The sequence below is a fragment of the Fibrobacter sp. UWB4 genome (genome assembly GCF_002210345.1).
In the GTDB taxonomy this organism is placed as follows: domain Bacteria; phylum Fibrobacterota; class Fibrobacteria; order Fibrobacterales; family Fibrobacteraceae; genus Fibrobacter.
Genome location: NZ_MWQI01000001.1, coordinates 584,733 through 598,659, shown reverse-complemented (window position 1 = coordinate 598,659; position 13,927 = coordinate 584,733). Strand labels below are relative to the sequence as shown.

General features: G+C 50.6%; 12 protein-coding genes. 3 read left to right on the top strand and 9 right to left on the bottom strand.

The annotated features are described in order from the left end of the window. Window positions 1–35: 35 nt before the first annotated feature. Entirely contained in the window at window positions 36–1,175 is a 1,140-nt protein-coding gene (gene proB, locus B7990_RS02515) for a glutamate 5-kinase (RefSeq protein WP_012820033.1), read from the bottom strand. 166 nt (window positions 1,176–1,341) lie between these two features. Then, complete coding sequence (rapA, locus tag B7990_RS02510; protein WP_088639464.1) at window positions 1,342–4,332, bottom strand: RNA polymerase-associated protein RapA; 2,991 nt, start codon at window positions 4,330–4,332, stop codon at window positions 1,342–1,344. 66 nt (window positions 4,333–4,398) lie between these two features. Here rapA and B7990_RS02505 point away from each other — a divergent pair, with 66 nt between their 5' ends. Continuing rightward, window positions 4,399–5,163, top strand: a complete 765-nt coding sequence (locus tag B7990_RS02505; protein WP_088639463.1) for an RDD family protein — start codon at window positions 4,399–4,401, stop codon at window positions 5,161–5,163. A gap of 5 nt (window positions 5,164–5,168) precedes the next feature. Continuing rightward, entirely contained in the window at window positions 5,169–6,446 is a 1,278-nt protein-coding gene (gene murA / locus B7990_RS02500) for a UDP-N-acetylglucosamine 1-carboxyvinyltransferase (protein WP_088639462.1), read from the top strand. A 187-nt stretch (window positions 6,447–6,633) separates the two neighbouring features. Here murA and B7990_RS02495 read toward each other — a convergent pair whose 3' ends face one another. The 6 genes from B7990_RS02495 to B7990_RS02470 form a co-directional block, all read right to left on the bottom strand. Further along, a complete protein-coding gene (locus B7990_RS02495) occupies window positions 6,634–7,494 on the bottom strand; it encodes a tol-pal system YbgF family protein (protein ID WP_088639461.1) in 861 nt (286 codons plus the stop codon). Between the two features lie 18 nt (window positions 7,495–7,512). Next, the gene (locus B7990_RS02490) at window positions 7,513–8,091 is read right to left on the bottom strand and encodes an OmpA family protein (RefSeq protein ID WP_088639460.1); all 579 of its coding nucleotides are present in this window, start codon (window positions 8,089–8,091) and stop codon (window positions 7,513–7,515) included. Between the two features lie 11 nt (window positions 8,092–8,102). Beyond that, window positions 8,103–9,377, bottom strand: a complete 1,275-nt coding sequence (locus B7990_RS02485; protein ID WP_088639459.1) for a PD40 domain-containing protein — start codon at window positions 9,375–9,377, stop codon at window positions 8,103–8,105. A gap of 125 nt (window positions 9,378–9,502) precedes the next feature. Then, window positions 9,503–10,435: an energy transducer TonB gene (locus B7990_RS02480; protein ID WP_088639458.1), complete on the bottom strand. Its 933-nt coding sequence runs from the start codon at window positions 10,433–10,435 to the stop codon at window positions 9,503–9,505. Beyond that, window positions 10,422–10,838 (bottom strand): biopolymer transporter ExbD, encoded by a 417-nt coding sequence (locus B7990_RS02475; protein ID WP_072828243.1) that lies wholly within the window; start codon window positions 10,836–10,838, stop codon window positions 10,422–10,424. The genes B7990_RS02480 and B7990_RS02475 overlap by 14 nt, the downstream gene beginning before the upstream one ends. Then, the gene (locus B7990_RS02470; protein ID WP_139260816.1) at window positions 10,835–11,536 is read right to left on the bottom strand and encodes a MotA/TolQ/ExbB proton channel family protein; all 702 of its coding nucleotides are present in this window, start codon (window positions 11,534–11,536) and stop codon (window positions 10,835–10,837) included. The genes B7990_RS02475 and B7990_RS02470 overlap by 4 nt, the downstream gene beginning before the upstream one ends. A 188-nt stretch (window positions 11,537–11,724) precedes the next feature. Here B7990_RS02470 and B7990_RS02465 point away from each other — a divergent pair, with 188 nt between their 5' ends. Then, on the top strand, window positions 11,725–12,264 hold the full coding sequence (locus B7990_RS02465; RefSeq protein WP_088639457.1) for an LPP20 family lipoprotein: 540 nt from the start codon (window positions 11,725–11,727) through the stop codon (window positions 12,262–12,264). Between the two features lie 157 nt (window positions 12,265–12,421). Here B7990_RS02465 and B7990_RS02460 read toward each other — a convergent pair whose 3' ends face one another. Next, window positions 12,422–13,759, bottom strand: a complete 1,338-nt coding sequence (locus tag B7990_RS02460) for a folylpolyglutamate synthase/dihydrofolate synthase family protein (RefSeq protein ID WP_088639456.1) — start codon at window positions 13,757–13,759, stop codon at window positions 12,422–12,424. Between the last annotated feature and the right edge of the window lie 168 nt (window positions 13,760–13,927).

Here is a 13,927-nt window from a genome sequence, read left to right as displayed (position 1 = left end):
GATCCTTTTGTCTAAAGCGGTCTAAAGTCACCTAGTTAGAATACAACCAAGTCGTTCTTGTGGATAAGTTCATCAGGGACATTCTTGCCCAAGATTTCATGCACCTGGGCAGTCTTCTTGCGGAGCACAAGCTTGAGCGTTTCGCTATCAAAACCAGCGACACCGCGAGCCACAGGATTCTTCTTTTCGTCCTGGACTTCAATCAAGTCACCCTTGTCGAAATGCTTCTGTACCGCAATCACGCCAACCGGCAACAAACTCGAATGATTTTCACGCAAAGCCTTCACGCCACCTTCATCGACAATCACGCTTCCACGCGGCGTTGTGATAAAGCTGAGCCAGCGCTGACGGCTATTGAGCTTTTTCTTGGAACCAGCAAACAACGTACCTGTTGCATTTTCAAAGAACACCTGATGCGGGAGGACCTTCATACCGCTAGCGAGGAATGCATTCGCGCCACTCTTCGTCACATTGCGAATGGCTTCGAGCTTGCTCCTCATGCCGCCGGTACTGACGGCGGACCCGGCCTCGCCGGGCTTTCCGGCAAGCGCCAAAATGGCAGGCGTAATTTCAGGAACAAAGTTCAACAAGCGGGCGTTCGGATTCTTCTTCGGATTGTCATCGAACAAGCCATCTTCATCCGTAAAGATGAGGAGCAAGTCAGCATCCAAGAACAGCGCCACATCGCTCGAAAGCTTGTCGTTATCGCCCACCTTGATTTCGGCAACAGCCAAGGAGTCGTTCTCGTTAATAATCGGAACAATCTTGCGAGCAAGCATTGCCTTGATGGTGTTCTGTAAATTCTTGTAACGTGCACGGTCGCGGAAGTCTTCTGCAGACAAGAGAATCTGACCGACGGAGAGTTGCACCCAGCGGAACATTTCGCGATAAGCATACATGAGGTCAATCTGGCCCACGGCAGCGCAAGCCTGCTTTTCGGCAAGTACGGTCGGCTTTTGAGCGTAACCCAGTTCAGCCATGCCAGTACCCACAGCGCCACTCGTGACAATGACGACTTCCTTGCCGGCATCCATCAAGCGAGCCACGGAATCCGCGAGCTTCTGGATGTAACGCGTACGAACGCCACCTCGCTCGGAATCCACGAGAATGCGAGATCCAATCTTCACCACCACGCGGCGAGCTTCATCTAAAATGTTCTTTCTTAATTCACTCATATTTTTAGTTACTAGTTAATAGTTTCTAGTTACTAGGGTGCCCTTCGGCACTGTTTCTAATTACTTTGCCCTTTTGGCTAGTTACTAGAGAATTTCATAATGAGATAATCTAGTAACTAGTAACTCAGAACTCGGAACTCAAAATCTTATAACGCAATTTCAACCCTTACTTACACACCACCAGGCGGATTGCATCGAGGCGGAGTTGCGGGTTCGCCACAATCTTCTTGCGTTCCTGCACGTTCTTGCGGAGCTGCTTCAAAGCTTCGCTCGTACCCGCCTTGCCACGCATCGAGAGCAAATGGTTCATGCGCTGGTATTCCTGTTCCGAACGCGCTTCCACGGCATTCGCCGCTTCTTCGGCATACTTCTTAGCCTGTTCAGAAACAATCAAGCGAGCCTTTGCAAGGCCATCCTTAGCAAAGTAACGGAGCGTCATATCGACAGCCGCATTGCCCTGCGGAACGCCAACGTCCTTAAGCGCCGCATTCGAAAGCGCATCGAAATACCCGGACATGTTTTCGCCCTTCGCATTCACGAGCACCTTGAAATACTTCGGCCCTGCGATATCGGCACAGCCCCATTCTTCGGACACCGGGAGTTCCACAGCAAAGTTGTACTGCATCATGAGCCCACGCAAACCGGAGTTCGGCCAAATGGCGCAAGACACTGTTCCACGGCCAAAGCTCGTTTCGTAATCGAACACGCCTTGAGCCAGCGGATGGTCCAAGCTGATAAATTCAATATCGTCGTGCGTCATCGCAACATCGCGATCGAACGTGACCGTCATGCAAGTGCCACCGCTCACGCGACCATCGCCGTCACCTTCTCCACTACCTTCGCCACAGAGATCCGTCTGGCTATTCACGCGGCCACCGCCAGCACTCGTCGCAGCCATTGCCAAATCAGGCATGCCCGGCACAGAACCCGCTTCAACCTGCGGTCCCATCGTGATGAGGAAGCAATCCTGCACAGAACTCTTTTCCACATCAAGTCCGCGATTCATCAAGGAATCAAACACGAGATTCTTGAGTTCCGGCTCGGCATCAAGTTCACGAATTTCATCCGTGATTTCCTTTGCCTTTTCTGGATTGCGGGAGTTGAATTCGAGCAAGCGGTCACGGCCGTTTTCAATATGCTTACGCATCTGCTCGCAGTCTTTCTTGACCTGCGGGATGACGTTCTTCACAAAGTTTTCAAGGCTAGCGCGCGGCGTTGCCAAAGCTTCAATCAGTGATTCCGTGTACTTGAGGAAGAGTTCACCACCGCTCATGAGCGGAGCGCCAAACGAGTTCAAGCCTTCATTGTACCAGCGGAACATCACTTCCTGACCCGAGCCCTTCACGTACGGCACGTGGATGATGATGTCCTTGTCCTGACCAATGCGGTCCAAGCGGCCAATACGCTGTTCCACAAGCGCCGCATCAAGCGGCAAGTCAAACAGCACCAAGTGATGCGAGAACTGGAAGTTACGGCCTTCAGAACCAATTTCTGATGCGATGAGCAAGTTTGCACCATCGGGCTTGCTGAAGTTTGCCGCAGCCTTGTCACGAGCCATGATGCTCATGTCTTCGTGGAACATCACAAACGCACCTTCGCCCAGGAATTCGAGGAGCAAAGTTTCAAGCGCCTGCACGACCTGGATAGATTCGCAAATCAGCAAAACCTTTTCGTTCTTGTATTCCTTGAGGAACCCCTTGAGCCACACAAAACGTTCATCCATCGCCCATGCGTCGGAGAACCTCGTGCAGAGGAGGCCATTTTCCTGAATGTCCGTCGAAGCTTCCAAGTCGCGGTCGGCAGCGACATCCACCATTTCACGGTAAGCCGGATTCGGTTCAAGCGGGATTTCATCGAGCACACGCTTCGGGAATCCGCCCACGCCCTTACGCGTATTGCGGAACACCACAGAACCCGTGCCCATGCCATCGACAATGCGGCGCATCCATTCGCCTGCGGTCATGGACTTTGAATTTTCCTGTTCAAGCCACGGACGGATTTGCGAGTTCTTCGGGACGCATTCGTACAAGTCGTCCCAGCTCATGTGGTGGTTCGGGTCGGTCGGAAGCTTATTTAAATCTCGCACAAGCTTGAGGTAAGCTTCCTGGTCCTTGATAAAATCGTTATAGTCTGCAAAGCGCACCGGGTCGAGCATCTTGAGACGGTTGAACTGAGATTCCGGATGGAGCTGCAAGGGAGTACCGGTCAAAAGCAGCACACCCTTCGAGCGTCCAATCACCCTGTTCGCAAGCATGTACTCGTGGCTCGTGAAACCATCCTCGCACACCAGATGGTGAGCTTCATCAATGATGGTCATGTCCCAGTTCGTCTTCAAAAGGTCTTCAATCAAAGCAGGCTGCGCCATCAAAAAGTCAATGGACACGATGATGTCGTTACTCTGCAAGAACGGATTGGGTTTCGTCTCGTCTTTAGCGACGCCCACGAAAAGCCCGCGGATGTAGCCTTCATCCACCAGCGTAAAGAGCTGGTTGAAACGTCGCTTCATTTCGATCATCCACTGGTGCTTCAGCGTTTCCGGGACAATCACGAGCGTACGCTGGATGCGGCCTCTCGACTTGAGAGCATGCCAAATCATGCCCGCTTCAATCGTCTTGCCCAAGCCCACTTCGTCCGAAAGCATGAGCCTTGGGAGTGTCGAGCTAGAGCATGCGCGGTAGCAAAGGTAATACTGGTGCGGGATCATGTTCACTCGCGGACCAATCATGCCGCGAACCGGCGAAGACGTCCACTTGTAATACATTTCCATCGCATCTTCATGACGCAAAAAATCACGCGACGAGCAAACTTCGTCATCGGCCAAGGCCTTAAATAGCACAGCCGGTCGAGCGGTCGAAATCTTCGAACTCAGCTCGGATTCCTTCATCTCTTTGCCATTACGCCCGACATAAACCACAATACCCGCATCTTCGCGAACGGAGTCCACCACGAAGGAGACACCCTTTTCACTCTTGACGGTTTCACCCACTTGCAACACAAATCGTTCAATCGGAGCTTCATCGGTCCTGTAAATACGAGCTTGACCGATAGACGGGAACAAAATTTTAACAGTACGGCCCTGAACTTCAGATACAATACCAAGCCCCAGGGTAGGTTCGGCTTGGCTAACGTAGCGCTGACCAATTTTAAACATCATCATAACCTGTAAATTTAGGATTTTTTCGAAAATTCGGCTTGCGAACTTTTTACTAAATTATTCCACAACATGAAATGGTTTTATATCGACACATCAATCACCGACGGGGATAGGCGTCAAGGTCCTTATTCTATCGATGAAATTAGAGATTTTGTCAACGAAGGCAAAATAAAAGACGAAACTTTAGTCTGGCACACCGGCGAAGCTAATTGGAAAGCATGGAAGGATTTTCCCGAAGCAAGCGAACCCCCAGAGCCAAGCGAAGAAGAGCTCCTCAAGCAGACGATTGAAACGCTTCTCCAGAGCAGGATGAATCGCAAGCGTTACGCCGGCTTTTTTGTACGCGCGAACGCCTTTATTATAGATAACATAATTCTTTCGATTTTTGGGGCACTATTCCTTTACGTCATGAGCCTGGCAGGCATGCTGGACTTGAATGCCGTCTCCGAGATCGTAAACCAGTACATCGAAAATCCGACCTCCACAGAACTTGTTTCCAAGGCGCTCGAACTCCCCGGAATGTCCGCGTTCTTTACAATTTGGAGCTTTGTACAGGCTGTTTACTTTATCGTATTCCACGCCGTCTGGGGCGCCACACCGGGCAAAAAGCTTTTGCACATCCATGTTGAAATGGCAAATGGCGAAAAGCTTTCGTGGGCGTTCTCGATTTTCCGCTTTATCGCAAGCATTGTCACGCAAGCGACACTCGTTTTTTATGGTCTGGGCTACCTTATCGTCCTTATCGATCCGCAAAAGAGAGCGCTACACGACTTTATAGCAAGAACACGTGTCGTTCATAATGCCATCGAACAAAAAGAAAATAAAGAGGTTTAATTTATATGGATCAGTTTATCGTTCCGCAAGTTAAAGCACCTGTCAATGGTGAAGTTGAAATTTCTGGAGCAAAGAACGCCGTTCTTGCCGTCATGGCAGCAGCACTTCTCGCCGAAGGCGTTTCTGAAATCACGAATGTTCCGCACCTGAAAGATATGAAGACCATGTCCGATGTGCTCCGCGTGATCGGTTGCCATATCAATGGCGGTAGCCACGTCCTAAAAATCGACACTCGCGGTGTAGACCATCTCGAAGCTCCGTACGAACTCGTGAAGACCATGCGCGCAAGCTTCTACGTGCTCGGCCCTCTCGTCGCCAGATTCGGCCGCTGCCGCGTCTCGCTCCCCGGCGGATGCGCCTGGGGCCCGCGCCCTGTGGACCTTCACCTCAAGGGTCTCGAAGCGCTCGGTGCAAAGATTACCGTCACGCACGGTTACGTCGAAGCCACTTGCGAAGGCCGCCTCCCCGGCGGTAACTTCAACTTCCCGATTTCTAGCGTCGGCGCAACGGTCAACGTCTTGATGGCAGCAACTCTTGCCAAGGGCGTGAGCGTCTTGCAGAATGCCGCCCTCGAACCCGAAATCGATAACCTCATCGACTTCCTCACCAGCATGGGCGCTAAAATTCAGGGCCGCGGTACGCGCACCCTCACCGTCCAGGGCGTCGAATCCCTCCGCCCGGGTACAGGTGTCACCATCCCGGACCGCATTGAAGCTGGCACGTTCCTCTGCGCCGCCGCCATCACACGCGGCCGCGTGAAAGTCACGCGCATCATCCCGGAACATATCGCCTCTACGCTTGACGCCTTCCGCGAAATCGGCTGCAAGGTAAGCGTCGGTGCAGACTGGGCCGAAGTCGATGCCCGCCAGCAGGAACTCAAGCCGATGAGCCTTGTGACGCTCCCGTTCCCGGGATTCCCGACCGATATGCAGGCACCGTTCATGGCAACGCTTCTTTCCATTCCAGGCAACAGCCTCGTGCAAGACACGGTCTATAACGACCGCTTCAAGCATGTCGCCGAACTCGAACGCCTGGGCGCGTCCATCCAGATGAACGGCAACACGGCCACCATCAAGGGCGGCCTCCCGCTCGAAGGTGCAGACATCATGGGTTCTGACCTCCGCGCAAGTGCAGCCCTCGTACTCGCAGGCCTCATTGCCGAAGGTGAAACGACCATCAGCCGCATTTACCACCTCGATCGCGGTTACGAAGATTTCGAAGCCAAGATGGCTAAGATCGGTGCGACCGTTAAGCGTTTCAACCCGGACGCCCGCGACGAATAAAAAATTGCGTCATCCAAAACGCAAAAAAGCCGGCTTCCAGCCGGCTTTTTTTGCACTTCGTCACCCTGAAGACATTTTCCTCAGCGTCACCCTGAACGAAGTGAAGGGTCCAGTCATATCTCGTCAATGCAAAACAAGACTTGACTGGGTCCTTCGGGGCATAGCCCCTCAGAACGACGAGATGTTTTTACCGCATTTGTTCTCTACAAATCTCCGTTGCCGAGCGCCCGTCAGGAGACTTAAAGTCGAGCATTTCCTGCAACGAAAGCGCCGCCTGCTCCAGTTCTGGAGTCGAAGCACACGTATTGTTCGAAAGAATCATCTGCAAATACTGCTTTTTACGGTCCAGATTGCATTCATTGCCGTAAATCGAAGCAAGCTTATACATGCCCGCGCAAGCCTTCATCCCATTCGGATTAGAATCCACGAGATTCGTGAGGAGCGTCTTTGCCTTGGCCGCCTGGTTCGCTTCAATCAAGCAAAGAGACATCCAGTAGAGAGCACCTTCAGCCATTTCTCCCTTTTTCACAAGTTCATAAACCTGCTTAAAGCCATTGTACGCGAGCTTGTATTCGCCACGGTGATAATCCGAATGAGCGGCATTAAACATCGTTTCCGCCTCAATCATCTTTTCGGCATTGGCATCCGGTTCCATCACAGCGCTTGCCACGCCATTGTTCACCACGACCTTCTTTGCCAAGATCTTGTCAGACTTGCCGAGGAGCAAATCCAAGCGGTAAATGATTTCTTCCTGGCGCGTATCGCGGCGGACCGTCTCTTCGCTCATGCGATTCGAAAGCACAGTCACTTCGGCCTGCAAGCGCTTTTGCGCCACCGCAGAAGCATCAAGCTGAGCCTTCACGCTATCGAGTTCTGCACGGAGCGATGCATTTTCAGCAGAAAGGGCCTTATACGACGAATCATTTTTAGCAATGACATCGTCACCGACCGCGCGCATTTCTTTTGTACGCAACATCGTAATGCTACTGCATCCCGAAAGCACAAAAGACGCCAAAACAACGCTAAGAGATAAAGTCTTCAAATTCACGATAAAGTTCTCCCCAAACTACTGATCAATGGACACGCGGAAATGCGCTCTGCGATTCTTGGAATACGCCATTTCGTCAGAACCCTGAACCTTCGGGCGTTCCTTGCCATAGCTTACCGAAACAAGCCTGTTGGCATCCACACCATAAGCAATCAAGAATTCGCGCACCACTGTCGAGCGGCGAGCGCCCAGAGAAATGTTGTAGTCTTCAGTGCCACGAGCATCCGTATGGCCTTCGACCGTCACGATAAAGCGAGTTTCGTTGACCAAAATCTCAGCCACTTGCGCGAGCAAACGCTTTGCATTTTCGGTCAATTCGGAGCGGTCATAGTCAAAGTACACATCTTCAAGCATGATGCGGTTGATCAATTCTTCCAAGCGCGCACGTTCTGCTTCGAGGCGTTCCGCTTCCAGGCGGGCCAAAGAATCCGCGCTCAGCGTATCTGCCACAAGCGCATCGAGATTGAGCGTAGAATCCGCAGGAGCTTCCGGCGCCGTTTGCGGTTGCGGATCCGTTTCTGGCTTTTCCTTGCTGCAGCCCCAAGCAAAGAGTGCAACAGCCGTACCCATCAATGCAAGTTTAATGACCTTACCCATAATTCACTCCTCTATTTAAATTTCTTATCGTCAAAGAACCAGGACCAAGTCGGCGATGTATTTTCAACACCATTCGTAATACGAGTCACGCCACTTCCGTCTTTACGCATAATATAAATTTGATAATTGCCACCGCGGTCACTTGCAAATGCAATCAACTTGCCATCGGGCGACCAAGTCGGGTGTTCGTTATTCCCCGCGTTCGAAGTCAGCTGGATAATATCCGTACCATCGAGAGCGCAAGTATAAATGTTCATCTTACCATCGTCCATCGACGTGTAGACAATGCGATCTCCTTCCGGAGACCAGCTCGCGCGTTCATTATAATGGCCCATGTACGTAATGCGGCGCACGTCCGTACCGTCCTTCCCTACCGCATACACTTGCGGAGAACCGCCACGGTCACTCGTAAAGAGCACTTCGCTTGCAAACGGACTCCAGGAAGGGCTCACCTGATTCGATTTCAAGTGCAAGAACTTCTGCGCAGAACCCGTCTTTATATCACCGCGATAAAGTTCCGTCTTGCCGCCATCCGTCACCGAGAAAAGGAGTTCGCCAGTTTTCGGATTCACAGCCGGGCTAAACGTCTGCTTGAACTGCGTAAAGAGCGGGGTTTCCTTGCCACCAAACGTGATGGCGTAAAGGTTCGGGCGCTGCTTGCGGAAGTTCACATACACAAGGCCCTTGTTGCCCTTCTGCCAAACTGGCATCATGTTGATAGAGGAATCGCGCGTAATCTGCCTACGCGAAAAACCATCGTAATCCGAAATAACGACCTGCTTCACGCCATCGATTTTCGAGACGTAAGCAAGCTTTGTAGATGCGACACCACGTTCCCCGAACAAGCGATAAACAACCTTGTCAAAAAACGAATGTATCGCCTGACGCACATCATAGGGCTTCACGGTATAGCTCTCGCCGAGCAGTAAGTCCTTCGTTTCGGCGGCATACAGATAGCAATCAAGCTTGATTTTCCCGTTCGAAAGCTTGGTCGCATTGCCGGTCACATACTGGCGGGCGCGCTTCTTGCTAAAAAGCACCAAGTCAAACTTGTCCGAATTCACGGCTTCGAAACGCCCCGTGAGGTTTGCATCACGCGTCAAAATCAAGTGCGGAGCTTCGTTTGTCCACTTGATGTTACCTTCTTCTTCAAAAGGCACAACACCTATCGGCATCGTCTGGAATACCGAAATCCCCACATCCACAGCAATCGTATCAATCGCCGCAAACGCAGGCGCCGCAAGCGCCATCGCAACAAACACAAAAAGCAATTTTATTTTATTCATCATAAACCTCATTGTAGTTACTAGTTAATAGTTACTTCGCCCTTCGGGCTAGTTACTAGAATTTGCTATAAGAACATCTCTAGTAACTAGTAACTTAGAACTCATAACTGTGCCGAAGGCACCTCCTAGTTCGGCGTAAAGTTAAACTGCAACACAAGACTTGAGCCCTTGTACGTCGGCGGGAGTTCCGGCAACTTCGAAATCTTCACCGCTCGCATCGACAAGTGGTCCCATGCACTGTTCGACGAAGAACGCTTGAGGAACACGCTAGTAATCGCACCCGAGCGTTCAACTGTAAACTGGACCGTCGTTTTTGCATCACGATCAATCGTCAGTCCGTTTGGCGGATTGAAATTGCTCATGATTTTTGCCTTCGCGCGTTCCAGGAACACCTGCATCAGCGGGTCCATATCAATCGGATTTACCGCCTTAAGACTCGGCAATTCAAACGACTTCTGCAAATTCAAGTCATCGATATCAAAGTCGTCGTCCTTCGGCTTTTTCGCAGGCTTCTTCTCGACCTTCTTTTTTTCAACCGTTTTCTTCGCAACCTTTTCCACCGGCTTTTCAACAGGTTTCTCGACAGGCTTTGGCTTTTCGACATCCTCTTCCGGCTTCTTTTCTTCAGCCTTGGGTTCCGGCACAGGCACAGGTTCCGGCGTATCGGGCTTCACTTCAGGAGCGGGTTCTTCGGGAACTTGCGGAGCTTCCGGCTCTAGCGTTTTCACAGGAGTCGGCTCTGGAGCGGGTTCCGGTTCCGGAGTCGTTTCAGGCACAGGCTCGGGCGGTTGCGGAGGTGGAGATTCCACCTTCGGCGCTTGCTGCGGTTCAGGCTCCGGCAAAGCGGTCTTAGCCGCAGGAGCTTTCACCGGTTCATCGACTTGCACCATCTCGAACACGGGAATTTCTTCGGCAGGCTTGCTCAAATCAATGTTGTTGAGAGCGATCAAAGTCCCGACAACCGCCAAATGAAACACGACAGCACACACGATGATCTTGAACAAAGATCCATCGTTTTCCGTCTCGAAATATTGGATATGGTCCCTATTTCTTTTCATTTACCAGTTCGTCTTTTGGAGTCATTGTCAAGAAACCGAGCTTCGTTACACCGAGCTTTTGTACCTGCGTCACAACCTTCATCACAAAGCCGTAACTTACTGCTTCGTCCGAATTGATGACCACAGCCATTTCGCCGTTCCACAGCGACTTGAAAATGCTCTCGAAGCTTTCCATGTCCACCTGCATATCGGCGATGAAAATTTCGAGATTCTTGGTGATGGAAACTTTCAAAAGTTTCTGCTGTTCCATCGTCGGAGCCTTGACCTGCGGGAGATTGACCTTCACGCCTTGACTCATCAACGGTGCGCACAAAATAAACACAATCAAGATAGCGAACACGATGTCAATCATGTTCGTGAGGTTGAGTTCCTGCTTTAAGTCCTTACGGCGGCTGCGTTTCACGCTTCCTCCTCGGCAACTCCTTCAACAGCGAGCATGTCACCTCTCTTGAACAAGCTCAAAACTTGCGATCCAAAGTTGTAATAAGAAGTTTCGTTACTTCCATTTTTAGAGGTAAAGTAATTGTACCCGGCAGAGGCAGGGATAGCCACCAAAAGGCCCGCCACCGTAGTGATAAGAGCCATGGCAATACCCGGAGCGACAACAGTCAAGTCCGCAGAGCCATGATGACCTATCTGGAAGAACGCAATCATGATGCCCCAAACCGTACCGAGCAAACCAAAGAACGGCGCCAGGTTTGAACTAGTGGCAAGGAAAGTCAAATAGCGGTCTTCGCCCATGCGGATGCCTTCAATTGAGCGCTGGATAGCGTCTTCAAGCAAGGAGGAACGATGCTGAATCGATTCGTAAGTCACCTTTCCCTTGAACTTGGATACTTCATTCAAGACTTCAACACTCAACAAACGAAGAGCACTGTCACTCGAAACAGTGCAAAGTTTCTGAAGTTCCGAAAAATGTTTCAGCTTGCAAAAATCCTTAAAGAACTTGGCGTTGGCGCGCAAATTCGATTTATGCTTAAAGAACTTCACGATAATGATTCCCCAGGAGCCAAGCGACATAAAGGCAAGAATCCCAAGAATAACCATAGTTACAATATCAGACTGCGTAATCATTTGCAGGACAGGTACTGTATTGTTCAAGACAACCTCCAAAAATTTTACAAAAATATACGTACATATTATAATACAAAAAAAGCATCTATAAAAAATGCAACTAACCATTTAACATCACTTTTTCGACAAATGTAAGGAATCTACATCTTTGTGAAAATATTTTTGTATATTAAAAGCACATAAACAAGAGGATTTCTAATCCAAGGAGAAAAAAAATGAAAAAACTGTTCGCATGCCTCGCTATTGCAGCACTCTTTGTAGGCTGCTCCAGCAATCCTCCGCAGACCCCGCAAGAAAAGTCTGCAGGCCTTCTCATCGAAATGCAGATGCAGAAGAAGAACTACATTAAGCAGCATATTCCGGCAGGCATCGGTATTGGCGAATCCGCTGATGAACAGATTGCACTTGAAAAGGCCGATCAGAACGCACGTGTAGACCTCGCCAAGTCTATCGACGCTCAGACAAAGGCACTCATCAAGAACTTCAAGGAAGATGTGAGCGACGAAATTGCAGAACACTTCCAGAGCACATCTCAGACTGCAGTGAACCAGCGCCTCAACGGTGCAACGCTCAACGACGTCAAGGTTGAAACGACAGCCGATGGCAAGTTCAAGGTCTATGGCGTCATGACGCTCGACACCGACCTTGTCTCCGAATATGTCAAGATGCTCGAAGAACAAGAAAGAAAGGACGAAGCCGAAAAGGTTCGCGCCGCTGCTGAAAAAGCTTACGCCGAACTCGACGAAATGGAATAATCTTCCTGCTCAAGTTTCAAGCAAAAAGACATTGGTTAAACCAATGTCTTTTTTTACACGTCATCCTGACGCCAAAGGCGGAAGGATCCAGTCATTTCTTGTACTACATACTCAAGACTTCACTGGGTCCTTCGCTTCGCTCAGGACGACGGGATGTTTACCGATGTTCGTTCGTCGATGGTTCCATCCCACGGAAGAACGCGAGTCCATCAAAATCATCCTTGAGCGCCTGCACGGTCGCCCCGATCATATAAAGGCTTCCCGTAATAAGAACCGGCGAACAGTCCGTAACGCTTGCGCAAACATCGTTCAAATATTCGCGGGAAAACTCGCCCGCACTCGCGACATTCAGCCCAAGCTTTTCAAGTTCGCCCTGCAAGTCCGAAAGTTCGCGGAACCGCGGGTACGGTGTACGCGTGATATGCCAAGCGCTCACATGCGGAGCCATAAGCTTGAGCATTTCGCCCACATCCTTGTCTCGGAGCGCTCCAAACACACAGTGGAACTTCTGATTCGGGTAATACTTGTCTAGCGTCTCGACCAAACGACGAACCGCATGGGAATTGTGAGCGCCATCTAGAACAAACTTCGTAACGCCGTTTGCATCAATGAGCTTTTGCATACGGCCCGCCCAGGAGCGCGTCGCAAGAGTCTTGAGTGCAAGCGCATCATCGTACACCATTTCTTGATTTGCAACAGCATCCGCAGCAGAAAGGTCGCGCGACCTTTGCAAAAACAGTTCCGCCGCCTTGAGCGAAAGGCTTGCATTCTCGATGTAATGTTGTCCTAAATTCGGAAGTTCAATATCATTCCGGATTACAGGAACAACGCACGAGCAGCTGTGCGAAGCTGCAAAAATCTTGGCTTCAGCAATCAAGGAGTCATTCAAGCCGCCCAAGACAAAAGTCTTGCTACGGCCATTCGAAAGAATACTTTGTGCAGAACCTGCCACACCCATTTTTTCCTTGAGGATTGCAGATTCCGTACTACCGAGAACTTCCGTGTGCTCAAGCCCAATGCTCGTGAGCACAATCAGTTCGCCATCGGCAACGGCAGTGCTATCCAAACGACCGCCCATGCCCGCTTCAAGTACAGCAACATCGATGTTCTGTTCGGCGTAATAGAGGAAGGCGACAATCGTCAACACTTCAAAGAACGTCGGCTCTACTTGCATTTCTTCGGCTGCCGCCTTGACCTGCATGATCAGGCGATCAAGTGATTCATCGTCAATCGGCAAATCGTTCACGCGAATGCGTTCACGCATGCTCACCAAGTGCGGACTCGTATAAAGCCCAGTCTTGAGGCCGTGCGACTGCAAAACACCCGACAAGTAATAGCTCGTCGAACCCTTGCCGTTCGTGCCAACAACATGAATCGTCTTAAACTTTTTCTGAGGATTTCCGAGAGCTTCGCAAAGTTTTCGGGTAGAAGCAAGACCCGGCATCATCCCGAATATGAGGCGGGAATTCAAATATTCCAATCCGTTCTGAATCATGGACAACAATATAGAAAGTTGAGGCACCTGCGGTGCAGTAGGAAGTTAGAAGTAGGAAGTAGACAGTAGGAAGTGGGGTCGTGCTAAAGCACTATGAGGTCGCTACGCTTTGACGCCTTCGGCGTCCGCGGCTGCACTCGGTCATAAAAATATGCAAGCAGATTTTTG